This window comes from Pseudomonas sp. efr-133-TYG-23 (assembly GCF_030209215.1).
Classification (GTDB): domain Bacteria; phylum Pseudomonadota; class Gammaproteobacteria; order Pseudomonadales; family Pseudomonadaceae; genus Aquipseudomonas; species Aquipseudomonas rhodesiae.
This window is the reverse complement of record NZ_JARVSL010000027.1, coordinates 221844-244669: the sequence shown is the minus strand read 5'-3', so window position 1 is coordinate 244669 and position 22826 is coordinate 221844. Positions and strand designations below refer to the sequence as shown.

The following is a 22826-nucleotide window of genomic DNA, read 5'->3' as shown; positions in this document are numbered from 1 at the left end:
AGGCTTACGCAATTACACAACTCCTGCTTGCGTCGTTTCACCGCGCTCACTAACGTAGCGCCTTTACTGACGCTACCCCCCGCAGGAGCTTTGCCATGGCCTCGCCAGCCCTCTCACATTTTCTTCCCCGGTTCGGCGTTGCCGCGGCAGTTGCCAGTGCATTGAGCCTGGCCGGTTGCCAGCTCCAAAGCACCCAAGACACCTTGCCGCCGGTGGCCGGCGTGCAGCCCATCAAGGGCCTGGCGCAGAATGTGTCGGTGCGCCGCAATGCCCAAGGCATGCCGCTGATCGAAAGCAACACCTTCCACGATGCGCTGTTCAGCCTCGGTTACGTGCACGCCAGCGACCGCATCCAGCAGATGGTCACCCTGCGCCTGCTGGCCCAGGGCCGTCTGGCGGAAATGTCGGGGCCTGAGGTGCTGGACGTGGACCGCTTTATGCGGGCGGTCAACCTGAAAAAAAGCGCCGGCGAGTTGTATAACGCCTCATCGCCGCGCCTCAAGCGCTTCTTCGAGGTGTACGCCCGCGGCGTCAACGCCTATCTGTTCCGTTATCGCGACAAGCTGCCGCCGGACCTGGCCCACACCGGCTACAAGCCCGAGTACTGGAAACCGGAAGATTCCGCGCTGCTGTTCTGCCTGCTCAACTTCAGTGAATCGGCCAACCTGCAGGAAGAACTGGGCTCCTTGGTGCTGGGGCAAAAAGTCGGCGTCGATAAACTTGCCTGGCTCACGCCAAGCGCGCCCGACGAGCCGATCCCGCTGGCCGAAGCCGACAAACTCAAGGGCATCAACCTGGGCCAGATCACCGGTCTGGCGGGGCTGGATGCGGTCAGTCAGCAGTTGAGCAGCCTCAATGCACTGGCGGTCACCACTTCAAGCAACTGGGCCATCGGTCCGCAACGCAGCCGCGCCGGCAAAAGCCTGCTGGCCAACGACTTGGCGGCGCAGCCACAGGCACCGTCGCCATGGAGCTACGTGCAGATTCGCGCACCTAAGTACCAGGCAGTGGGCGTCTCGATTGCCGGCCTGCCTACGTTGCTGTCCGGGTTCAACGGCAAGGTGGCGTGGAGCATGAGTGCGGTCAAGGGCGACACCCAGGACCTGTTCCTGGAAAAGGTTAAACGCCAGGGCAGCGCGCTTTACTACGAAAACAACGGGAAATGGCTACCTGCCGGCGTGCGTAACGAAACCTTCTTCATCAAGGGCCAACGCTCGATCCGCGAAGTCGTCTACGAAACCCGCCACGGTGCCCTGCTCAATAGCAGCCAGGCCTTGACCAGCGGTTTGGGCTTGGCCTTGCAAAGCGCCGACTTCAAAGACGACAAGAGCCTGGACGCCTTCTTCGACCTGTCGCGCGCGCAGAATGCCGGCAAAGCCTCGGACGCCACCCGGGAAATCCGCGCAATCGCCTTGAACATGATCTTCGCCGACGCCAGCAATATCGGCTGGCAGGTCACCGGTCGCTTCCCCAATCGCCGCGAAGGTGAAGGGCTACTGCCGTCGCCGGGCTGGGATGGGCGCTTCGACTGGGACGGCTACGCCGATGCCATGCTGCACCCCTATGACCAGGACCCGGCCCAAGGCTGGATCGGCACCGCCAACCAGCGCACTGCACCGCGCGGCTATGGCATGCAATTGTCCAACACCTGGGATGCCCCTGAGCGCAGCGAACGCCTGGCGCAATTGGCCAATGCCGGCAAGCATGACAGTCGCAGCCTGATCGCCATGCAGTACGACCAAACCACCCCCTTCGCCGCCAAACTCAAGAGCATGTTCCAGGCGCCAGGCATGGCTCAGCCGCTCAAGCAGGCGATCGAGGCGTTACCCGCTGCCGAGCAGGCCAAGGCCCGCGAAGCCCTGACCCGCCTGATGGCCTTCGATGGTCGCCTGGTATCGACCTCCGCCGATGCTGCGCTCTATGAACTGTTCCTACAGGAAAGTACGCGGCAGATCTTCCTCGACGAACTCGGCCCGGAAACCAGCGCCAGCTGGAAAGCCTTTGTGAGCAACGCGCGTTTGTCCTACTCCGCCCAGGCCGACCACCTGCTGGGCCGTGAAGACAGCCCATTCTGGGACGATGTGCGCACCGCGCAGAAAGAAGACAAACCGGCGATCCTCGCGCGCAGCCTGGCGGCCGCCATCACCGCCGGCGACAGCCAACTGGGTGCGGACCACAAGGCCTGGCAGTGGGGCAAATTGCACAGCACCACCTGGAAAAACGCCCAGGGCCAAGTGATCCGTGGGCCGCTGGCCAGTGGCGGCGATCACAACACCTTGAACCCGGCGCCCTACAGCTGGGGCCAGGATTTCAACACCACCCAGGTACCGGCGCTGCGCATGATCGTCGACTTCGGCCAGGCGGAACCGATGATGGGCCAAGGCGGCATCGGCCAATCCGGCAACCCGGTCAGCCCACACTACGCCAATGGCATTGACGCGGCGCTCAAAGCGCAATACCTGAGTTTCCCGATGCAACCACAGAACTTCGACAAGGTGTATGGCAAGACTCGCCTGACCCTCACCCCAGGCAAGTAAACGCTGCAAAATGCAAAAGGGGCTTGTTGTGGTGAGGCTGCTCACCCCAGCAAGCCTGCTCAGTGTCGAACGTCCCATGCACTCAGATAGAACTTCTGCGTTCGCCCCTGCCTCATAAGTAACAAGCCCACCTCCCCGGTCACCCCATGGACCTTGTCATCGCCCGCCCGGAAGGCCTTTATTGCCCCGCCGGAGATTTCTACATTGACCCCTGGCGCCCGGTGGAACGGTCGGTTATCACCCACGCCCACGGCGATCACGCCCGCACCGGCAACACCCATTACCTTGCGGCAGCGCCCGGCGAAGGCATCCTGCGTTCGCGCCTGGGCCAGGACATCAACCTGCAGACCCTGCCCTACGGCGAACGCCTGGTGCACCACGGCGTGACCCTGAGTTTCCATCCCGCCGGACATGTGCTCGGTTCCGCCCAGGTACGCCTCGAATACCAGGGTGAAGTGTGGGTAGCCTCTGGTGACTACAAAGTCGAACCCGACGGCACCTGCGCGCCGTTCGAACCGGTGCGATGCCATACCTTTATCACCGAATCCACCTTCGGCCTGCCGATCTACCGCTGGCAGCCCCAGGCGCAGATCTTTGCGGGAATCAATGAGTGGTGGCGTGGGAATATCGCCAACGGCAAGGCCAGCGTGCTGTTTTGTTACTCCTTCGGCAAAGCCCAGCGCATCCTGCATGGTATCGACGCCAGCATCGGCCCGATCCTCAGCCACGGCGCGGTCGAGCCATTGAACCGGGTGTATCGCGACGCCGGCATCTATATCCCGGAGACGCTATACGCCGGCGATTTCAAGAAAAACGACCCGTTGCTGCGCCAGGCGCTGATCATCGCGCCGCCCTCCGCCGGCGGTAGCACCTGGATACGCCGCTTCGGCGACTACAGCGATGCCTTTGCCAGCGGTTGGATGCGCCTGCGCGGCACCCGTCGGCGGCGTGGGGTGGACCGCGGTTTTGTGCTGTCGGACCATGCCGACTGGCCCGGCTTGTTGTGGGCCATCGAGCAAACCGGGGCCGAACGGGTGATGGTCACCCACGGTTCGGTCGGCGTGTTGGTGCGTCACCTGCGCGAAAAAGGCCTGGATGCCCAAGGGTTCACCACCGAATACGGGGACGACGAAGAAGAGGTCACGGCATGAAGGCCTTCGCCGAGTTGTACGCCAACCTCGACGCCACCACCTCCAGCAACGCCAAGCTCGCCGCCTTGCAGGGCTATTTCCGCCAGGCGCCGCCAGCCGACGCCGCGTGGGCGGTGTATTTCCTTTCCGGTGGGCGCCCACGGCAGTTGGTGCCGACGCGGCTGCTACGCGACATGGCCACTGAGGCTTCGGGCATCGAACCCTGGCTGTTTGAAGAAAGTTACCAGTCGGTAGGCGACCTGGCCGAGACAATTTCCCTGCTGTTGCCAGAATCGACCTACACCTCCGAGGACGGCCTGGCGGTGTGGCTGGAAGAAAAACTGCTGCCCTTGCGCGGCCTGCCCCCGACGGAACTGGCCGAACGCTTGCCGGCGCTGTGGGCGCAACTGGATCAACCGAGTTTGATGGTATGTATCAAGCTGATCACCGGCAGTTTCCGCGTGGGCGTTTCGAAACTGCTGGTCACCCGCGCCCTGGCCGCGATGGCCGAGTTGGACAGCAAACGGGTGGCGCAGCGGTTGGTGGGTTACACCGACTTGTCCAACCGTCCTACAGCCGAGGGTTATTTGAAGCTGATCGCCGCCGAATCGTCCGACGAACATGCGCAGCGTGGCGGGCAACCGTATCCGTTTTTTCTGGCCCATGGCCTAGCGCAACCGGTGGAGCAGTTCGACGCCTTGCTGGGCTCCCCCGCCGACTGGCAGGTGGAATGGAAGTGGGACGGCATTCGCGCGCAAGTGGTCAAGCGCGAGGGGCGCCTGTGGGTCTGGTCCCGCGGTGAGGAACTGGTGACCGAGCGTTTTCCGGAGCTGCATGCGCTGGTCAGTGGTCTGCCAGATGGCACGGTGATCGACGGTGAGATCGTGGTGTGGAAGGACGCGGTACAACCCTTCTCCCTGCTGCAACAGCGGATCGGTCGCAAGACCTTGAGCAAAAAAGTCCTGGAGGACGCGCCAGTGGCAGTGCTCGCCTATGACCTGCTGGAGCACCAGGGCGACGATTGGCGCAACCATTCCCAAGCCGAACGCCGCGCACAGTTGGAGCAGGTAATCGCACAGTGCAACCAACCGGTGCTACTGCCCTCGCCGCTGTTGACGGGCAGTACTTGGCAGGACTTGGCCCGGCAACGTGAAGACTCCCGCAAACTGGGGGTGGAAGGCATGATGCTCAAGGCGCGCGACGGCCTCTACGGCGTGGGCCGCACCAAAGACATGGGCGTGTGGTGGAAGTGGAAGGTCGATCCGTTCAGCGTCGACGCGGTATTGATCTACGCCCAGCGCGGCCACGGCCGACGCGCCAGCCTCTACAGCGACTACACCTTTGCGGTGTGGGATGGGCCGCCGGGCAGCGAGCGCACCCTGGTGCCGTTTGCCAAAGCCTATTCCGGGCTGACCGATGAAGAAATGCGCAAAGTCGACGCCATTGTGCGCAAGACCACCGTGGAAAAATTCGGCCCGGTCAGCAGCGTCACGCCGAGCATGGTGTTCGAGCTGGGCTTCGAGGGCATCGCGCTGTCCAAACGCCACAAAAGCGGAATTGCGGTGCGGTTTCCGCGGATGCTGCGTTGGCGCCAGGATAAACACGTGGAAGACGCCGACAACCTCGGCACCTTGCAAGACCTGCTGACCTGAGCCCCGCCACCCAAAATGGTGCATTGAAAAATCGATGCCCATTTTTGGGCATCTCCTACACTCACAACGCCACCTTCTTGCCTTTTAAAACGCTCATTCGGAACTATGGTGCAGAAATTGCTACTTGGGATCCGTCTGACACCGTTCAGTAACAGTCCTAATCGCGCCACAAGCGCTTATCTTGGTTTCAAGGGATTACATAATGAAAAAAGCATTGCTGACCCTTTCTGCACTGGCTCTGTGCATGGCCGCCGGTACCGCGTTGGCCAAGGAATACAAGGAATTGCGTTTTGGTGTCGACCCGTCCTACGCACCGTTCGAATCCAAGGCAGCCGACGGCAGCCTGGTGGGCTTCGATATCGACCTGGGCAATGCCATCTGTGCCGAGCTGAAGGTCAAGTGCAAATGGGTCGAAAGTGATTTCGACGGCATGATTCCGGGCCTGAAAGCCAATAAGTTCGACGGCGTGATTTCGTCCATGACCGTGACCCCGGTGCGTGAGAAAGCCATCGACTTCTCCAGCGAACTGTTCTCCGGCCCAACCTCACTGGTATTCAAGAAAGGCGCGGGCTACTCGACGCCGGAATCCCTCAAGGGCAAATCGGTAGGCTATGAACAAGGCACCATTCAGGAAGCCTACGCCAAGGCGGTACTGGATAAAGCCGGTGTGACCACCAAGGCCTACGCTAACCAGGACCAAGTGTATGCCGACCTGACTTCCGGCCGTCTCGACGCTTCGGTGCAAGACATGCTGCAAGCCGAACTGGGCTTTTTGAAGTCGCCAGCCGGCGCCGGCTATGAAGTCAGCGCGGCCATCGACGACCCTCTGCTGCCGTCCAAAACCGCCATCGGTATCAAAAAAGGTAACACTGAGCTGAAGGCCCTTTTGGATAAAGGTATCAAAGCGTTACACGATGATGGCACCTACGCCACCATCCAGAAGAAACACTTTGGCGATCTGAACCTGTACAGCGGCAAATAATGCCTGGGGCGCCCCTGTGTTTGCAGGGGCGCTTTTTTATCGCCATAGGTCCCGATTTATGTTCGAAGAACTGTTGCAAACCCTCGGGCTGAGCGCACTCAGCCTGAAGGGTTTCGGCCCGCTATTGCTGCAAGGCACCTGGATGACCATCAAGTTATCGGTACTGTCCCTGGCCGTCAGCGTGTTGCTGGGTTTGCTCGGCGCCAGCGCCAAACTGTCCAGCCTGCCCTTTTTGCGCATCCCCGCGCAGCTCTATACCACCCTGATTCGTGGCGTCCCCGACCTGGTGCTGATGCTGCTGATTTTCTATAGCCTGCAAACCTGGCTCACCGGCCTGACCGACTTTATGGAATGGGAATACATCGAGATCGACCCATTCAGCGCCGGGGTGATCACCCTGGGCTTTATCTACGGTGCTTACTTCACCGAGACTTTCCGCGGCGCGATCCTCGCCGTGCCCCGCGGCCAACTGGAAGCCGCCACTGCTTACGGGCTCAAGCGCGGCCAGCGGTTTCGCTACGTGACCTTCCCGCAGATGATGCGCTTTGCCCTGCCGGGCATCGGCAATAACTGGATGGTGATGCTCAAGGCCACCGCGCTGGTGTCGATCATCGGCCTGGCGGACCTGGTCAAGGCCGCGCAGGATGCCGGCAAGAGCACCTATCAACTGTTCTACTTCCTGGTACTGGCCGCGTTGATCTACCTGCTGATCACCAGTACCTCCAACTTTGTCCTGCGCCGTCTTGAACGCCGCTACTCCGCTGGCGCCCGGGAGGCCGTGCGATGATCGAACTCTTGCAGGAATACTGGCGCCCGTTTCTCTACAGCGACGGCCAGCACATCACCGGCCTGGCGATGACCATGTGGCTGCTCAGCGCTTCACTGGTGATTGGGTTTCTGGTGTCGATCCCGCTGTCCATCGCCCGCGTCTCGCGCAACCCGCTGGTACGTTGGCCGGTGCAGTTCTACACCTACCTGTTTCGCGGTACGCCGCTCTATATCCAGTTGCTGATCTGCTACACCGGCATCTACAGCATTGCCGCCGTGCGCGCGCAGCCAGTGCTGGATGCGTTTTTCCGCGATGCGATGAACTGCACCATCCTGGCCTTCGCCCTCAACACTTGCGCCTACACCACGGAAATTTTCGCTGGGGCGATCCGCAGCATGGCCCACGGCGAGGTCGAAGCGGCCAAGGCCTATGGGCTCAGCGGTTGGAAGCTCTACGCGTACGTGATCATGCCGTCGGCGCTACGTCGTTCGCTGCCGTACTACAGCAACGAAGTGATCCTGATGCTGCACTCGACCACCGTGGCTTTCACTGCGACGATTCCCGACATCCTCAAAGTGGCCCGGGACGCCAACTCGGCGACCTTTATGACGTTTCAATCATTCGGCATCGCCGCGCTGATCTACCTGACCGTGACCTTTGCCCTGGTCGGTCTGTTTCGCCTGGCGGAGCGGCGCTGGCTGGCCTTTCTCGGCCCCAGCCACTAAGGAGCCTTCATGCGTCATCGGATTCACGAACTGATCGCGCCGCTGCCCGGCACGGCGCGGCAGATTCACAGTTTTCACTTCGGCCCGGAACACACCGAAGGCAAGGTCTACGTCCAAGCGTCGCTGCATGCCGACGAGTTGCCGGGCATGCTGGTGGCCTGGCATTTAAAGGCGCGCCTGGCCGAGCTGGCCGCCGCCGGGCGCCTGCGCAGCGAAATCGTGTTGGTGCCGGTCGCCAACCCAGCGGGCCTGGAACAGGTGTTGATGGACACCCCGCTGGGCCGCTACGAGCTGGAGAGCGGGCAGAACTTCAATCGGCTGTTTGTCGACCTCGGTGATGAGGTGGGCAATCAGGTCGAAGCCTTGCTTGGCGACGATCCGCAGCACAACGTGCAAGTGATCCGTGCCGCGCTGCTCTCCGCCCTGGCCGGCCAAGGCGCCGCGACCCAGTTGCAATCCCAGCGCCTGGTGTTGCAACGCCTGGCGTGCGATGCCGACCTGGTGCTGGACCTGCACTGCGACTTCGAAGCCGTGGCGCACCTGTACACCACGCCGCAAGCCTGGCCGCAGGTGGAGGCGTTGGCACGTTACCTCGGCTCGGAAGCCAACCTGCTGGCTACGGATTCGGGCGGCCAGTCGTTCGACGAATGCTTCACCCTGGTGTGGTGGCAGTTGCAGCAGCGCTTCGGCGCGCGGTTTCCGATCCCCATGGGCAGCATCGCGGTGACCGTCGAACTGCGCGGCCAGGGCGACGTCAACCACGGCCTGGCCAGCCTCGATGCCCAGGCGATCATCGATTACCTGATCCGCTTCGGTGCCATCAACGGCCAGGCCTCGCCGTTGCCCGACCTGCCTTACCCGGCCACGCCACTGGCAGGCGTAGAACCGGTGGCCACGCCAGTGGGCGGCTTGCTGGTGTTCGCCGCCCTGCCCGGCGAATATCTGGAAGCCGGGCAATTGCTGGCCGAAATCATCGACCCCATTACCGACCGCGTAACGCCCGTGCACTGCCGCAAGGCTGGCCTGCTTTACGCCCGTTCGCTGCGCCGCATGGCCACTGCCGGGATGGTCATCGGCCATGTCGCAGGCACCGAGGCCTACCGCAGCGGCTATCTACTTTCGCCTTGAGGATGCACGCCCCATGTACAAATTGACCGTTGAAGGCCTGCATAAAAGCTATGGCGACAATGAGGTGCTCAAAGGTGTCTCGCTCAAGGCCAAGACCGGTGACGTGATCAGCCTGATCGGCGCCAGCGGCTCGGGCAAGAGCACCTTCCTGCGCTGCATCAACTTTCTGGAGACCCCCAACGACGGCGCCATGACCCTCGACGGCCAGCCGATCCGCATGGTCAGCGACCGCCACGGCATGCGCGTGGCCGACGACGCCGAACTGCAACGCTTGCGCACCCGGCTGGCGATGGTGTTCCAGCACTTCAACCTGTGGAGCCACATGAGCGTGCTGGAGAACATCACCATGGCCCCGCGCCGGGTGCTGGGTTGCAGCAAAAAAGACGCCGAAGACCGTGCCCGCCGCTACCTGGACAAAGTCGGCCTGCCGGCCCGCGTGGCCGATCAATACCCGGCGTTTCTTTCCGGCGGTCAACAACAACGTGTCGCCATCGCCCGCGCATTGGCGATGGAACCGGAGGTGATGCTGTTTGACGAACCCACCTCGGCCCTTGACCCGGAACTGGTGGGCGAAGTGCTGAAGGTGATCCAGGGCCTGGCCGAGGAAGGCCGCACCATGATCATGGTCACCCATGAAATGAGCTTCGCGCGCAAAGTGTCCAGCCAGGTGCTGTTTCTGCACAAAGGCTTGGTGGAGGAGCAAGGCGCGCCGGAAGACGTGCTGGGCAACCCCAAGAGCGAGCGTCTGCAACAGTTCTTGAGCGGTAATTTGAAGTAAACCTTTGTGACGCCTGGAGGGTCTGTGGAGTAAGCCCTCCAGAGCGTCAGCCACCGCATGGCAAAACCCCACGACTTCGCCAGGCAATGGTTCGCCGCCAAAGGCTGGAAACCTTTCGCCTTCCAAAAAGCCGTGTGGACGGCGGTCAAGGAGGGAAATTCCGGCTTGCTGCATGCCAGCACCGGCGCCGGCAAGACTTACGCACTGTGGTTTGCCGCGCTCAATCGCTTCGCCATTACGCGACCGCTGGCCACCGGCAAACGCAAGCCACCGGCCGAGCCGCTGACGGTGTTGTGGATTACGCCGATGCGAGCCCTCGCCGCCGACACCGCGCGCGCCTTGGAAGCGCCGCTGGCGGCGTTGCAAATCCCGTGGACTGTCGGCCTGCGCACCGGCGACACCAGTAGCGCTGAGCGCGCCCGACAAACCCGTCGCCAGCCGACCACACTGGTCACCACCCCGGAAAGCCTGACCCTGATGCTGGCCCGCGCCGACAGCGAAGCCAGCATGGCCCATGTGCGCATGGTGGTAGTGGATGAATGGCACGAACTGATCGGCAACAAACGCGGGGTGCAGTTGCAACTGGCCTTGGCACGCTTGCGCCGTTGGCATCCTGACTTAATGGTGTGGGGGATTTCCGCGACGCTGGGTAATCAATCCCACGCCTTAGAAGTACTGGTGCCACAAGGCGGCGGGATCAATGTGCAGGGGCAAACGGCCAAGGCGCTGCACGTCGACACGTTGCTGCCGCCAGTGTCCGAACGCTTTCCCTGGGCTGGGCATATCGGATTGAAAATGCTGCCGCAGGTGGTGGCCGAGGTGGATGCCAGCAGCAGTTGCCTGGTGTTCACCAACACCCGCGCACAGTCGGAAATCTGGTACCAGGCCCTGCTCGATGCGCGGCCGGATTGGGCCGGGCTGATTGCTTTGCACCACGGTTCGCTGTCCCGCGAGACCCGCGACTGGGTCGAACGGGCGCTCAAAGACGGGCAGCTCAAAGCGGTGGTGTGCACCTCCAGCCTGGACCTGGGGGTGGATTTTCTGCCGGTCGAGCGGGTGTTGCAGATCGGCTCGGCTAAAGGCGTGGCGCGCCTGATGCAGCGTGCCGGGCGGTCCGGCCATGCCCCGGGGCGGCCGTCCCGAGTGACGCTGGTGCCGACTCACAGCCTGGAACTGATTGAAGCGGCGGCGGCCCAGGACGCGATCGCCGAGCGCCGCATCGAGGCCCGCGAATCGCCCTACAAACCCTTGGATGTACTCGTACAGCATCTGGTAAGCATGGCCTTGGGCGGTGGCTTTATGCCCGCGTCGTTGCTGGAGGAAGTGCGCGGCGCCTGGGCCTATCGCGACCTTACTGACGCCGACTGGGCCTGGGCCCTGGGCTTTGTGCGCCACGGCGGCTTATCGCTGACGGCCTATCCGGACTACCGCCGCGTGGAGCCTGACGAACACGGCATCTGGCGTGTACCGGATGCACGCTTGGCCAGGCGCCATCGCATGAGCGTGGGCACCATCGTCAGCGATGCAAGCATTCAGTTGAAATTCTGGAGCAAGGGCGGCGGCGGCAAGAACCTGGGCAGCGTCGAGGAAGGCTTTATCGCCCGGCTCAAACCTGGGGATGGCTTCTTGTTTGCCGGGCGATTGCTAGAGCTGGTGCGGGTGGAAAACATGACTGCCTATGTACGCCGCAGCAACGCCAAAAAGGCCGCCGTACCGCGCTGGAATGGCGGGCGCATGCCGCTTTCCAACGAACTGGCCCAGGCCGTGGTGGAACGATTCGATGCTGCCGCCCATGGCCACTTCGACGGCCCGGAAATGCGCGCCGTGCAGCCGTTGCTACAGACCCAGTTGCGCTGGTCGGGCCTGCCGACACGCGAGCATTTGTTGGCCGAAGCGCTGAAGTCACGGGAGGGTTGGCACCTGTTCCTCTACCCGTTCGCGGGGCGCCAAGTGCATCTGGGCCTGGCCAGTTTGCTGGCCTGGCGCGTCAGCCAGGGGCAACCCGTCACCTTTTCCATTGCGGTCAACGACTATGGCTTGGAACTGCTCAGCGCTACACCCGTGGATTGGCCGGCACTGTTGAATTCTGAGCTGCTGAGCCCGGATAACCTGCTGGAGGATGTGGCGGCCAGCTTGAACGCCGGTGAACTGGCCCTGCGCCGCTTCCGCGAGATCGCCCGTATCGCCGGGCTGGTGTTCGCCGGTTACCCCGGCGCGCCGAAAAGCACCCGGCAGGTGCAGGCTTCCAGCGGCTTGTTCTTTGAAGTGTTCAAGCAGTATGACCCGCACAATCTATTGCTGGCCCAGGCCGGCGAGGAAGTATTGCGAGACGAGTTGGACATCCGCCGCCTGGAAGCGGCGTTGAGACATCTTTCCACCCTGACACTGGACCTGCACGTAATCGAACGGCCCACACCCCTGGCTTTTCCGCTACTGGTGGAGCGGATGCGCGAAAGCATGAGTTCGGAAAAACTCTCGGAGCGCATCGCGCGGATGGTCAAGGATTTGGAAAAAGTCGCGGATAACGGGAAAACTTGATGTATTGCGAAGTGCAGCTTGAAGGCGAAACGTTATGGCTGCTGGCGGAGAAAGCTATCTACTGGCCAGCGCGCCACTGCCTGCTGATCGCCGACGCGCATTTTGGCAAAGCGTCGGCCTATCGCAGCCTGGGGCAACCGGTTCCCCAAGGCACCACCACCGACAACCTGGCGCGACTGGACCGACTGCTACAAGCATTCGACTGCGTGCAGGTGATCTTCCTCGGCGACTTCCTGCACGGTCCCGGCTCCCATGCCAGCGGCACGCTGAGCGCCCTGCGAGCGTGGCGCGCCCAGCATCGCGAGCTGCCCATGACGTTGATTCGCGGCAATCACGATAAGCGTGCGGGTGATCCGCCAGCCGACCTCGGCATCGAGGTGGTAGCAGAACCGTTGCTGATGGGGCCGTTTGCCTTGCAACACGAACCGGACGCTCATCCTAGCCACCATGTACTGGCAGGTCATGTGCATCCGGTATATCGCTTGCGCGGCAAGGGGCGCCAGAGTCTGCGCTTGCCCTGCTTTCAGCTCGGGCCGCGGGTCAGCCTGCTACCGGCGTTCGGGGCGTTTACAGGGGGCTATAGGGTGGAACCGGACGCCAACCACCGGATTCTGGTGATTGGCGATCAGGAGGTATGGTCTGTCAGATGATGCAGGCCAACCCTTAAGGCTTCAGGCAACGGGCGCGGGTGGTGGCTCGTCCGGAAGTGTAGGCTCACCGGGCTCGGTGGGCTGTTGGTAATCCGGTTCAGGTTGGCCGGGGATGCCGCCCGCATAGGCAGGATCTGCCATCAGGGACCAGGCCAGAACGCCAATTTGATTGGGTTCCAGCCGTGCGAGTTCTGCGCTGATTCGGGGGTCGATCTTCATAAGGTACTCCTCAAGCGTGGCCCGACACGTTTTACACGTGCCGAGGCAGTACACCCAATAGAGTCACTTTCTTCAGACTAATTCCCTTTACGTGTAGGAGCTTTCGATCAAGCGCGCGGCAAGGTGACGCCAAGCTGACCCTGATACTTACCGCCACGGTCCTTGTAGGACACTTCACAGGCCTCGTCGGATTGCAGGAACAGCATCTGTGCCACGCCTTCGTTGGCATAGATTTTTGCCGGCAATGTGGTGGTGTTGGAGAACTCCAGGGTCACGTGGCCTTCCCACTCAGGCTCAAGCGGGGTCACGTTGACGATGATGCCGCAGCGCGCGTAGGTACTTTTACCAAGGCAGATGGTCAGCACGTCACGCGGGATACGGAAAAACTCCACGGTGCGCGCCAGGGCGAAAGAGTTCGGCGGGATGATGCATACGTCGCTCTTGATATCGACGAAGCTCTTTTCATCGAAGTTTTTCGGATCGACGGTTGCCGAATTGATGTTGGTGAACACCTTGAATTCATCGGCGCAACGCACGTCGTAGCCATAGCTGGAAACACCATAGGAGATCAGGCGTTCGGCGCCTTCGCCACGCATCTGGCGCTCGACGAAGGGTTCGATCATGCCGTGCTCTTGCGCCATGCGGCGAATCCACTTGTCCGATTTGATGCTCATGGCGGGTGTCCTGAATAGCGAGGTGGAAAAATTCTGTGGGGCATCTTACCGGTGCCGGCGTTGGGGTTCAAAGGGCGTGGGGGTTTTCTTGACGAAAGCGGGCCTCTTCATACACTCCAGCCAGCGGGGCTGGGCCCCACGATACTGGGGCGGGTGACTGGAAATACCACCGCCAGTCACGAAATTGGAGAAACCTTCGGAAATATCATTGGCACGTCCCGGAAAAAGGGTTAAGGTGGCGCCACTGTGCTGCTTGTGTCACTGAGAATCTCTACACGATATGTTGAATTTCGATCCAACCATCTCCAAGAATTTTTCCTGCTCTTTGCACTCAGTCTCGGCCAGGGCTTTTCCTGAGTCGCAGTTAACTTTGTCCAAGGAGATACACCATGTCTAATCGCCAAACTGGTACCGTTAAGTGGTTCAACGATGAAAAAGGCTTCGGCTTCATCACTCCACAATCCGGTGACGACCTGTTCGTTCACTTCAAAGCTATCCAATCCGACGGCTTCAAAAGCCTGAAAGAAGGCCAACAGGTTTCTTTCATCGCTACCCGCGGTCAGAAAGGCATGCAAGCTGAAGAAGTTCAAGTTATCTAACTTGTACTGACTTAGTCGAAAAGACCCCGCCCTTAAAAGCGGGGTTTTTTTATGCCCGGGATTTGGTATTCGCACCCACTGGTGCCTGATAAAAATGTGGGAGGGGGCTTGCCCCCGATGACGGCTTAGCAGTCGGCACTTGCTTTGACTGATACACCGCTATCGGGGGCAAGCCCCCTCCCCTATTCAGGCATTCAAACTGCGCCGCTATTGAAACAACGACTCGCTCGACAGGCCATTCTTCTCCAGGATCTCACGCAAGCGCTTGAGCCCTTCCACCTGGATCTGACGCACCCGCTCACGGGTCAGCCCAATCTCCAGGCCCACATCCTCCAAGGTGCTGCTCTCATGACCGCGCAGGCCGAAGCGGCGAATCACCACCTCACGCTGCTTGTCCGTGAGTTCAGACAGCCACTGGTCGATGCTTTGGGACAAATCATCATCCTGCAACAGCTCACAAGGATCCGTCGGGCGATCATCCGTCAAAGTGTCCAGCAGGGTTTTATCCGAATCCGGCCCCAGCGACACATCGACCGAAGACACCCGCTCATTGAGACCAAGCATGCGCTTGACCTCCCCTACCGGTTTCTCCAGCAGGTTGGCGATCTCTTCAGGGGAAGGTTCGTGATCGAGCTTCTGCGTCAACTCACGGGCGGCCCGCAGGTAGACATTGAGTTCCTTGACCACATGGATCGGCAAGCGAATCGTTCGGGTCTGATTCATGATCGCCCGCTCGATGGTCTGACGAATCCACCAAGTGGCATAGGTAGAAAAACGGAAGCCCCGCTCAGGATCGAATTTTTCAACTGCCCTGATCAGGCCCAGATTGCCCTCCTCGATCAGGTCCAGCAGCGACAACCCACGATTGACATAGCGTCGGGCGATTTTCACCACCAGGCGCAGGTTGCTTTCAATCATGCGCTTACGCCCAGCCGGATCGCCCTTTTGCGACAAGCGCGCAAAGTGGACTTCTTCCTCGGGGGTCAGCAAAGGGGAAAAACCGATCTCATTGAGATACAGCTGGGTCGCGTCGAGCGCCCGCGTGTAATCAATGTATTTGTGTTGCTTTAACGCGGAGGAGTTCTTGGATTTGGTTCGAACTGAAGGTGTAGCAGGTCCCTCATTCGACATCGATTCCATAGCGATGCCGCTCTCCATAAGGAGAACCTCATCGTCGATGTCAAACTCCGGCGCTTCTTTACTGAGAGCCATTGTTATAGTCCTTTGGTGAGTTCGACCTCAAGCTCAAGCGACGCCTTTATCCTTGGCAACGCTGGAGCCTGTTCCTTCTACGCGAGGAACAGGCTGGCAACACATCAACGACGGGGTAGGAATTGCAGTGGATCTACAGGCTTCCCTTGACGGCGAATCTCAAAGTGCAGTTTCACCCGGTCCGTACCAGTTGACCCCATTTCGGCAATTGTCTGTCCGACTTTGACCTGCTGCCCCTCCCGAACCAACAGCCTGCGGTTATGACCGTAAGCACTGACGTAGGTATCGCTGTGTTTGATGATGACCAGTTCGCCGTAACCCCGTAGACCACTCCCGGCGTACACCACTGTCCCATCAGACGCAGCTAAAACAGGCTGTCCCAAATCCCCGGCGATATCAATGCCTTTATTCAAACTACCGTTTGAAGAGAATTTTCCAATTAACACTCCATTTGAGGGCCATCCCCACCCGCTAGGTGCAGGACCGGCAGGGGGTTGCGGCGCCGGTGTGGATGCCGGTTTGCTGGCCGGGGTCGAGGCCGCAGTACCGGCAGGCCGCGTGATGATGGTGGTTTTACTGGAGGACGAAGGTGAGGATGCGGTGCTTGTCACAACCGCCGTAGGGGCCGAGCCGGTGCGTCCATCGAAGCGAATCGTCTGACCCGGATGTATCGTATAGGGCACAGGAATATTGTTTCGAGCTGCGAGGGCTTTGTAATCCCAGCCATAACGGAAGGCGATCGAGAATAACGTGTCGCCCTTACGCACCACATACTGCCCGGTGGTGACCGTCGGCTTTTGCGGGGCGGAATTGTTACGGTCAACGACCCGTGCGCCACTGCTTGGAGAGCTTGAACAGCCGACCAACACGGAACTGAACACAAGGCCAAGCACCAGTCGCTGAAAACTTGTTTTACTCATACGCTGCGCAAGACCTGTGAGACTCACCCGCCGCTCCCTTTGTGGTGACTGAATATGAACGCCCATAGCAGGCTTGAAAGATGACGCAAGTATAACTGGGCACTGAAGTTTTACTGGCACCCGCGCGAAACCGATGTTCAAGCGCGGGGAATGTAGCCACCCATCATGTTGACTTGATAGACCCCGCCGTAAGACACATCCGCGCCAACAGAATTCACTGGCCGCGCAAATTGATCAGGCCAGCGGGCCATTGAGCAAGGGCACAAAGCGCACGGCACCCAGTACATGTCGTGAAAAGCCTTCGTCCTCACGAACAATCAGCATCAGCTGCTGCACTTCACCGGAACCGACCGGAATGACCAGGCGGCCGCCCGGTGCCAGTTGGTCGAGCAACGCCTGCGGTACATCGGTGGCCACTGCGGTAACGATAATGCCGTTATAGGGTGCCAGCGCCGGCCAGCCTTCCCAACCATCTCCCCAGCGGAACACCACGTTGCGCAGGTTTAACTCCACCAGGCGTTCCTTGGCGCGGTCCTGCAACACTTTGATACGCTCCACCGAAAACACCCGCTCCACCAGCTGCGACAGCACGGCTGTCTGGTAGCCGGAACCGGTACCGATCTCCAGCACCTTGTCCAGCGGCCCCGCCGCCAGCAGCAACTCGCTCATACGCGCAACCATGTACGGCTGGGAAATCGTCTGGTTATGCCCGATGGGCAGCGCGGTGTCTTCATAGGCGCGATGGGCCAGGGCCTCATCGACAAACAGATGCCGCGGCGTGCGCCGGATCACTTCCAACACCTGGGCGTTGGAAAGCCCCTCTTCGTACAGGCGCTGGATCAAGCGCTCGCGAGTACGCTGGGAGGTCATCCCAATGCCGCGACGCAGCAGATCGTCTTGTTCACGAGCCATCAGCGCAGCCCCTCCAGCCAGCCATCGAGACTACCGAAGGCATCACTGAAGGTGCGATCGAGTTGCAACGGAGTAATCGACACATAACCTTGCATCACCGCGTGAAAGTCGGTGCCGGGGCCGCCATCTTCAGCGTCACCGGCGGCCGCGATCCAGTAACCCTCCTTGCCACGCGGGTCGACCACCTTCATCGGCGCCGCCGCGCGGGCGCGATGGCCCAGACGCGTGAGCTGGATACCGCGAATATGGTCGAGGGGCAAGTTGGGGACATTGACGTTCAGTACCGTGCGCGGCGGCAGGTCCAGGGAACCGTGGGCCTCGACCAGCAAACGTGCGAAATGGGCGGCGGTCGGCAGGTTGTCGAGCTGGCGCGAGGCAAAGGAGAAGGCAAACGAGGTGCGCCCCAGGAAGCGCCCTTCAAGGGCGGCGGCCACGGTGCCCGAATACAACACATCATCGCCCAGATTGGCGCCGAGGTTGATACCCGACACCACCAGGTCCGGCTCCTGCTCCAACAGGCTGTTGATCGCCAGGTGTACACAGTCGGTGGGGGTGCCGTTCACACTGATAAAGCCATTGGGCAGAACGTGCGGATGCAGCGGACGGTCAAGCGTCAGCGAACTGCTGGCGCCGCTCTTGTCCTGGTCGGGGGCAACCACTATGCACTCGGCATAATCCTGCAGCGCGGCATGGAGCGCGGCAAGGCCGGGTGCGGTGGCACCGTCATCGTTTGATATCAGAATACGCATGGGCTGTCCGTCTGCCCCACCGGCACCAGATCAACAAGCTCGCGCACCAAGACAGTGGCGAAGCATCCGGCCGGCAGGACGAATTCCAATTGCAGAATGTCAGGCCCGGGATAATGCCACGTCAACCCGCCAATGGGCAGTCGAAGAATACGACGTTCCTGGCTCATGCCCGCCTTCACCAGCCAATCACGCAGGTCGGCTTCGCTGGCGGCAACCGCCTGTTCCAGCTCGAAGGTGGCGCCGGCGGCAGGCGAATTGCCTTCGCCCCATTGCGGCCCTGTGGGGTGCAAGTCCAGGATCGCCAGGCGCGGGTCGTTGCACTCGGCCTCGCCCGCCGGGAAAAAACTGCGGCTGTCGGTAAACGCCAGCAAGTCGCCCACCTGGGCGCGCTGCCAGGAGCCATCGGCCACGCGCGCCGCCAGGACCTTGTTGAATAGAAAACTGCGCGCGGTGGACAGCAGCCGAGAACGCACATTGCGTTGCTCGGGCAAGGCTTTGCGCGCAGCCCAGTCGCGCGCGTCAACGACGTTGCCACCGTTATGCCCAAAACGCTGGGCGCCGAAATAATTGGGAATGCCATGCTGGGCAATCAGTTGCAAGCGCGCGTCGATCGCGGCGGTATCGGCCACCAATTGGGTCAGGCGCAAGGTGAAACCGTTGGCCGAATGTGCGCCGCGCTGCAACTTGCGTTTATGCCGAGCGGTTTTGAGGATAGTGAGGCTGTCGTTTTCAGCGGCGCTCATGTCCGGGTCGGCCTTGCCGGGTAATTGCACGCTAAACCACTGACGGGTCAGTGCCTGGCGATCCTTGAGCCCGGCATAACTGACGGTGCGCAACGGTACGCCAGCGGCCTTGGCGATGCGCCGCGCTGCCTCTTCGGTGTTCAAGCCGCGCTTTTCCACCCACAGCCACAGATGCTCACCCTCGCCGGTCAGCGGGATATCGAGCACTTCGTCCACTTGGAAATCTTCGGCCGTGGCTTTCAGTACAGCACTGCCCAATGCCTCGCCATAGGCCCGCGGACCCAGCAGTTGCAGATCACTCATGCGCGCAGCAACAAGGCGACGGAGTGCACCGCAATGCCCTCTTCACGACCGGTAAACCCGAGCTTTTCGGTGGTGGTGGCTTTCACGTTGACTTGATCCAATTCAATTTGCAGGTCCGCGGCAATCAGCGCGCGCATGGATTCGATATGGGGTGCCATTTTCGGTGCCTGGGCCACGATAGTGTTGTCGACATTACCGACCTTCCAGCCTTTTGCATGGATCAGGCCGACCACATGGCGCAGCAGCACCCGGCTGTCGGCACCTTTGAAGGTGGGGTCGGTGTCTGGAAAATGCTTGCCGATATCACCCAATGCCGCCGCGCCGAGCAACGCATCGCTCAAGGCATGCAGCACAACGTCGCCGTCGGAATGAGCCAGCAACCCATGGTGGTGTGCAATGCGCACGCCGCCCAAGGTGATGAAATCGCCCTCAGCGAAACGGTGCACATCGTAGCCGTGGCCAATACGCATAAAAAAACGCCCCGATTTAATTCAGGGCGTGATTCTACCTACTTTTGCCTCACATTAACCGAGCAAAGCACGACCATGGTGTCGCAAATGATCTTCGATGAAGCTGGCGATAAAGAAGTAGCTATGGTCGTAGCCAGGTTGCAGCCGCAGTTCCAGCGGATGGTTGGCCGCTTTCGCTGCCTGCTGCAGGGCTTCGGGCTTGAGCTGCACGGCAAGGAAATCGTCGCGATCGCCCTGATCCACCAGCAGCGGGAGCTTGTGCGAGGCTTCACTGATCAGCACGCAGGCATCCCACTCGCGCCACTTTGAACGTTCTTCACCCAGGTAACGGGAGAACGCTTTCTGGCCCCATGGGCAGTCCATGGGGTTGCTGATCGGCGAAAACGCCGACACCGACAGGTAACGCCCCGGGTTGCGCAACGCACACACCAAAGCGCCATGCCCGCCCATGGAGTGGCCGCTGATGCCGCGCTTATCGGACGCCGGGAAATGCGCCTCCACCAATGCCGGCAATTCCTGCACAACATAGTCATGCATCCGATAATGCTTGGCCCAAGGTTCCTGGGTGGCGTTCAGGTAGAACCCGGCGCCAAGGCCGAAGTCCCAGGCGTTGTCCGGGTCACCCGGCACACCGGGCCCGCGAGGGCTGGTGTCCGGGGCCACGATGATCAACCCAAGTTCGGCGGCCATGCGCTGGGCGCCGGCCTTTTGCATGAAATTCTCATCGGTGCAGGTCAGGCCAGACAGCCAGTACAGCACCGGCAGCTTGCCGCCCTGCTCCGCTTGCGGCGGCAGGTAGACGGCGAAGGTCATGTCGCAACCGAGCATGTGGGAACTGTGTTTGTAGCGTTTGTGCCAGCCACCAAAACTCTTCTGGCAGGAGATATTTTCCAGGGTCATGGGAGTGCTCCCAGTTGCAAGTGGCAAGCTTCAAACGGCAAGTAAGGCGTACACCCACTTGCTGCTGACAGCTTGCCGCTCGCCGCTGCTTCAAAAGTGAATGACGGTACGAATGCTCTTGCCTTCATGCATCAGGTCAAACGCCTTGTTGATGTCTTCCAGGCCCATGGTGTGGGTGATGAACGTATCCAGCGGGATTTCGCCGGTCTGGGCCATCTCCACGTAGCTTGGCAATTCGCTGCGACCGCGTACGCCGCCGAACGCCGAACCGCGCCAGACGCGACCGGTGACCAGTTGGAACGGACGGGTGGAAATTTCCTGGCCGGCACCGGCAACGCCGATGATCACCGACTCGCCCCAGCCTTTGTGGCAGCACTCAAGGGCCGCGCGCATCAGCTGCACGTTGCCGATGCACTCGAAGGAAAAGTCCACGCCGCCATCGGTCAGGTCGACGATCACGTCTTGAATCGGGCGATCGTAGTCTTTCGGGTTGATGCAGTCGGTGGCGCCCAGTTGCTTGGCGATTTCGAACTTGGCCGGGTTGATGTCGATGGCGATGATACGTCCGGCCTTGGCCTTGACCGCACCGATCACCGCCGACAGACCAATACCGCCCAGGCCGAAGATGGCGACAGTGTCACCCGGCTTGACCTTGGCGGTGTTGATCACCGCACCGATACCGGTGGTCACGCCGCAACCGAGCAGGCAAACCTTCTCCAACGGTGCTTCTTTGGGAATCTTGGCCACGGAAATTTCCGGCAGCACGGTGTACTCGGAGAACGTCGAGGTACCCATGTAATGGAAAATTGGCTGACCTTTGTAGGAAAAGCGCGTTGTGCCATCGGGCATCAAGCCTTTGCCCTGGGTGGAGCGAATGGCCTGACACAGGTTGGTTTTGCCCGAGCGGCAGAATTTGCACTGGCCACATTCCGGTGTGTACAGCGGGATCACATGGTCGCCCACCGCAACGGAAGTCACGCCCTCACCGATGGCTTCGACCACCGCACCGCCTTCGTGGCCGAGAATCGACGGGAAGATCCCTTCCGGATCGGCGCCCGAGAGGGTGTAGGCGTCGGTATGGCACACGCCGGAGGCAACCACCCGTAACAGCACTTCGCCGGCCTTGGGCATGGCGACATCCACTTCTACGATTTCGAGGGGCTTCTTGGCTTCGAAGGCTACGGCGGCGCGAGACTTGATCATCCGGGTTTCTCCATCGGGTTAAAAACTGAGGCTGAGAGTGTAAAACATGGCTTACTGATTAATAATCCAGGCAAAAGCAAAACTTTATTGCTGTACAGGGACAATCACCATGCAGGAAAACCGCTGGGAAGGCATCGACGAGTTCGTCGCAGTCGCCGAGTGCAGCCAGTTCACCGCCGCCGCTGAGCGTCTTGGGGTTTCGTCATCTCATATCAGCCGGCAAGTCGCGCGCCTGGAAGACCGACTGCAAACGCGGCTGCTATATCGCAGTACCCGCAAGGTCACCTTGACTGAGGCGGGCCAGACCTTTTTGCAGCATTGCCAACGCCTGCAGGATGGCCGCGAAGAGGCCTTGCGTGCCGTGGGCGACCTGACCAGCGAACCCAAGGGCATGTTGCGCATGACCTGTGCCGTGGCTTACGGCGAGCGCTTTATCGTGCCGCTGGTGACCCGGTTTATGCGCCTGTATCCACAGCTGCGAGTGGATATCGAACTGAGCAACCGTCAGCTGGACCTGGTGCACGAAGGCCTCGACCTGGCGATTCGCCTGGGCCGCCTGCAAGACTCGCGCATGGTCGCCAGCCGCCTCGCGCCGCGACGCATGTACCTGTGCGCTTCACCGTCCTACCTGGCGCGGTATGGTCGGCCCCATAGCCTGTCGGAATTGACTCGGCACAACTGCCTGATCGGCAGTTCGGACATTTGGCAATTGGCCCAGGACGGACGCGAGTTTGCGCAGCGCGTGCAGGGAAACTGGCGCTGCAACAGTGGGCAAGCCGTGCTGGATGCCGCGCTGCAAGGTGTGGGGTTGTGTCAGCTGCCGGACTATTACGTACTGGAGCACCTGCACACGGGCGCACTGGTGTCGCTGTTGGAGGCCCATCAACCACCGAATACGGCGGTGTGGGCGCTGTATCCGCAGCAACGACATTTGTCGCCAAAGGTCAGGAAATTGGTGGATTTCTTGAAGGAGGGCTTGGCCGAGCGGCCGGAGTACAGCGCTTGAGTATTGGGTGCCTAGGTGGGGCTTATC

Annotated in this window: 22 protein-coding genes; 12 read left to right on the top strand and 10 right to left on the bottom strand. The window is 60.9% G+C overall.

From position 1 onward, the window contains the following. Nucleotides 1-95 precede the first annotated feature (95 nt). The 10 genes from QRN41_RS18970 (at nucleotide 96) to pdeM (ending at nucleotide 12889) form a co-directional block, all read left to right on the top strand. Complete coding sequence (locus QRN41_RS18970; protein ID WP_285421988.1) at nucleotides 96-2537, top strand: penicillin acylase family protein; 2442 nt, start codon at nucleotides 96-98, stop codon at nucleotides 2535-2537. A 146-nt stretch (nucleotides 2538-2683) separates the two neighbouring features. Further along, nucleotides 2684-3688 (top strand): ligase-associated DNA damage response exonuclease, encoded by a 1005-nt coding sequence (locus QRN41_RS18965; protein ID WP_034137260.1) that lies wholly within the window; start codon nucleotides 2684-2686, stop codon nucleotides 3686-3688. After that, nucleotides 3685-5319: an ATP-dependent DNA ligase gene (locus QRN41_RS18960; RefSeq protein WP_167416448.1), complete on the top strand. Its 1635-nt coding sequence runs from the start codon at nucleotides 3685-3687 to the stop codon at nucleotides 5317-5319. The genes QRN41_RS18965 and QRN41_RS18960 overlap by 4 nt, the downstream gene beginning before the upstream one ends. A gap of 202 nt (nucleotides 5320-5521) precedes the next feature. Then, the gene (locus QRN41_RS18955; protein WP_027604451.1) at nucleotides 5522-6301 is read left to right on the top strand and encodes a transporter substrate-binding domain-containing protein; all 780 of its coding nucleotides are present in this window, start codon (nucleotides 5522-5524) and stop codon (nucleotides 6299-6301) included. Between the two features lie 58 nt (nucleotides 6302-6359). Continuing rightward, complete coding sequence (locus QRN41_RS18950; protein ID WP_167416447.1) at nucleotides 6360-7088, top strand: ABC transporter permease; 729 nt, start codon at nucleotides 6360-6362, stop codon at nucleotides 7086-7088. Continuing rightward, the gene (locus tag QRN41_RS18945) at nucleotides 7085-7795 is read left to right on the top strand and encodes an ABC transporter permease (RefSeq protein ID WP_034096271.1); all 711 of its coding nucleotides are present in this window, start codon (nucleotides 7085-7087) and stop codon (nucleotides 7793-7795) included. The genes QRN41_RS18950 and QRN41_RS18945 overlap by 4 nt, the downstream gene beginning before the upstream one ends. 9 nt (nucleotides 7796-7804) lie before the next feature. Next, complete coding sequence (locus QRN41_RS18940; protein WP_285421987.1) at nucleotides 7805-8923, top strand: succinylglutamate desuccinylase/aspartoacylase family protein; 1119 nt, start codon at nucleotides 7805-7807, stop codon at nucleotides 8921-8923. Between the two features lie 13 nt (nucleotides 8924-8936). After that, nucleotides 8937-9701, top strand: a complete 765-nt coding sequence (locus tag QRN41_RS18935) for an ABC transporter ATP-binding protein (RefSeq protein ID WP_012722621.1) — start codon at nucleotides 8937-8939, stop codon at nucleotides 9699-9701. A gap of 57 nt (nucleotides 9702-9758) precedes the next feature. Continuing rightward, nucleotides 9759-12239, top strand: coding sequence for a ligase-associated DNA damage response DEXH box helicase (locus tag QRN41_RS18930; RefSeq protein ID WP_285421986.1), 2481 nt, complete (start codon nucleotides 9759-9761; stop codon nucleotides 12237-12239). Next, a complete protein-coding gene (gene pdeM / locus QRN41_RS18925; protein WP_285421985.1) occupies nucleotides 12239-12889 on the top strand; it encodes a ligase-associated DNA damage response endonuclease PdeM in 651 nt (216 codons plus the stop codon). Before QRN41_RS18930 ends, pdeM begins: the two co-directional genes overlap by 1 nt. A gap of 21 nt (nucleotides 12890-12910) precedes the next feature. Here the strand turns inward: pdeM and QRN41_RS18920 are convergent, their stop codons facing one another. Then, nucleotides 12911-13108 (bottom strand): hypothetical protein, encoded by a 198-nt coding sequence (locus QRN41_RS18920; RefSeq protein ID WP_034096267.1) that lies wholly within the window; start codon nucleotides 13106-13108, stop codon nucleotides 12911-12913. Nucleotides 13109-13215: 107 nt separating this feature from the next. After that, complete coding sequence (gene dcd, locus QRN41_RS18915; protein WP_034096266.1) at nucleotides 13216-13782, bottom strand: dCTP deaminase; 567 nt, start codon at nucleotides 13780-13782, stop codon at nucleotides 13216-13218. 389 nt (nucleotides 13783-14171) lie between these two features. On the opposite strand from dcd, the gene QRN41_RS18910 reads away from it, so the two are divergent. Next, a complete protein-coding gene (locus tag QRN41_RS18910) occupies nucleotides 14172-14381 on the top strand; it encodes a cold-shock protein (protein WP_002554837.1) in 210 nt (69 codons plus the stop codon). 207 nt (nucleotides 14382-14588) lie between these two features. Here QRN41_RS18910 and rpoS read toward each other — a convergent pair whose 3' ends face one another. From rpoS to QRN41_RS18870, 8 genes are all read right to left on the bottom strand, one after another. Beyond that, nucleotides 14589-15593, bottom strand: a complete 1005-nt coding sequence (gene rpoS, locus QRN41_RS18905; protein ID WP_034096265.1) for an RNA polymerase sigma factor RpoS — start codon at nucleotides 15591-15593, stop codon at nucleotides 14589-14591. Between the two features lie 104 nt (nucleotides 15594-15697). Next, a complete protein-coding gene (locus QRN41_RS18900; RefSeq protein ID WP_213633311.1) occupies nucleotides 15698-16540 on the bottom strand; it encodes a peptidoglycan DD-metalloendopeptidase family protein in 843 nt (280 codons plus the stop codon). A gap of 207 nt (nucleotides 16541-16747) precedes the next feature. Next, the gene (locus QRN41_RS18895; RefSeq protein WP_169867554.1) at nucleotides 16748-17383 is read right to left on the bottom strand and encodes a protein-L-isoaspartate(D-aspartate) O-methyltransferase; all 636 of its coding nucleotides are present in this window, start codon (nucleotides 17381-17383) and stop codon (nucleotides 16748-16750) included. A 41-nt stretch (nucleotides 17384-17424) separates the two neighbouring features. Beyond that, complete coding sequence (gene surE / locus QRN41_RS18890) at nucleotides 17425-18174, bottom strand: 5'/3'-nucleotidase SurE (protein ID WP_034096262.1); 750 nt, start codon at nucleotides 18172-18174, stop codon at nucleotides 17425-17427. Next, nucleotides 18162-19220: a tRNA pseudouridine(13) synthase TruD gene (gene truD, locus QRN41_RS18885; RefSeq protein WP_034137252.1), complete on the bottom strand. Its 1059-nt coding sequence runs from the start codon at nucleotides 19218-19220 to the stop codon at nucleotides 18162-18164. The genes surE and truD overlap by 13 nt, the downstream gene beginning before the upstream one ends. Next, nucleotides 19217-19690, bottom strand: a complete 474-nt coding sequence (ispF, locus tag QRN41_RS18880) for a 2-C-methyl-D-erythritol 2,4-cyclodiphosphate synthase (RefSeq protein WP_012722614.1) — start codon at nucleotides 19688-19690, stop codon at nucleotides 19217-19219. The genes truD and ispF overlap by 4 nt, the downstream gene beginning before the upstream one ends. Before the next feature lie 54 nt (nucleotides 19691-19744). Then, nucleotides 19745-20590, bottom strand: a complete 846-nt coding sequence (gene fghA / locus QRN41_RS18875) for an S-formylglutathione hydrolase (RefSeq protein ID WP_285421984.1) — start codon at nucleotides 20588-20590, stop codon at nucleotides 19745-19747. Between the two features lie 90 nt (nucleotides 20591-20680). Continuing rightward, on the bottom strand, nucleotides 20681-21793 hold the full coding sequence (locus tag QRN41_RS18870) for an S-(hydroxymethyl)glutathione dehydrogenase/class III alcohol dehydrogenase (protein ID WP_034112177.1): 1113 nt from the start codon (nucleotides 21791-21793) through the stop codon (nucleotides 20681-20683). 109 nt (nucleotides 21794-21902) lie between these two features. Here QRN41_RS18870 and QRN41_RS18865 point away from each other — a divergent pair, with 109 nt between their 5' ends. Continuing rightward, complete coding sequence (locus QRN41_RS18865) at nucleotides 21903-22799, top strand: LysR substrate-binding domain-containing protein (protein ID WP_040267490.1); 897 nt, start codon at nucleotides 21903-21905, stop codon at nucleotides 22797-22799. The last annotated feature ends 27 nt before the right edge of the window (nucleotides 22800-22826 follow it).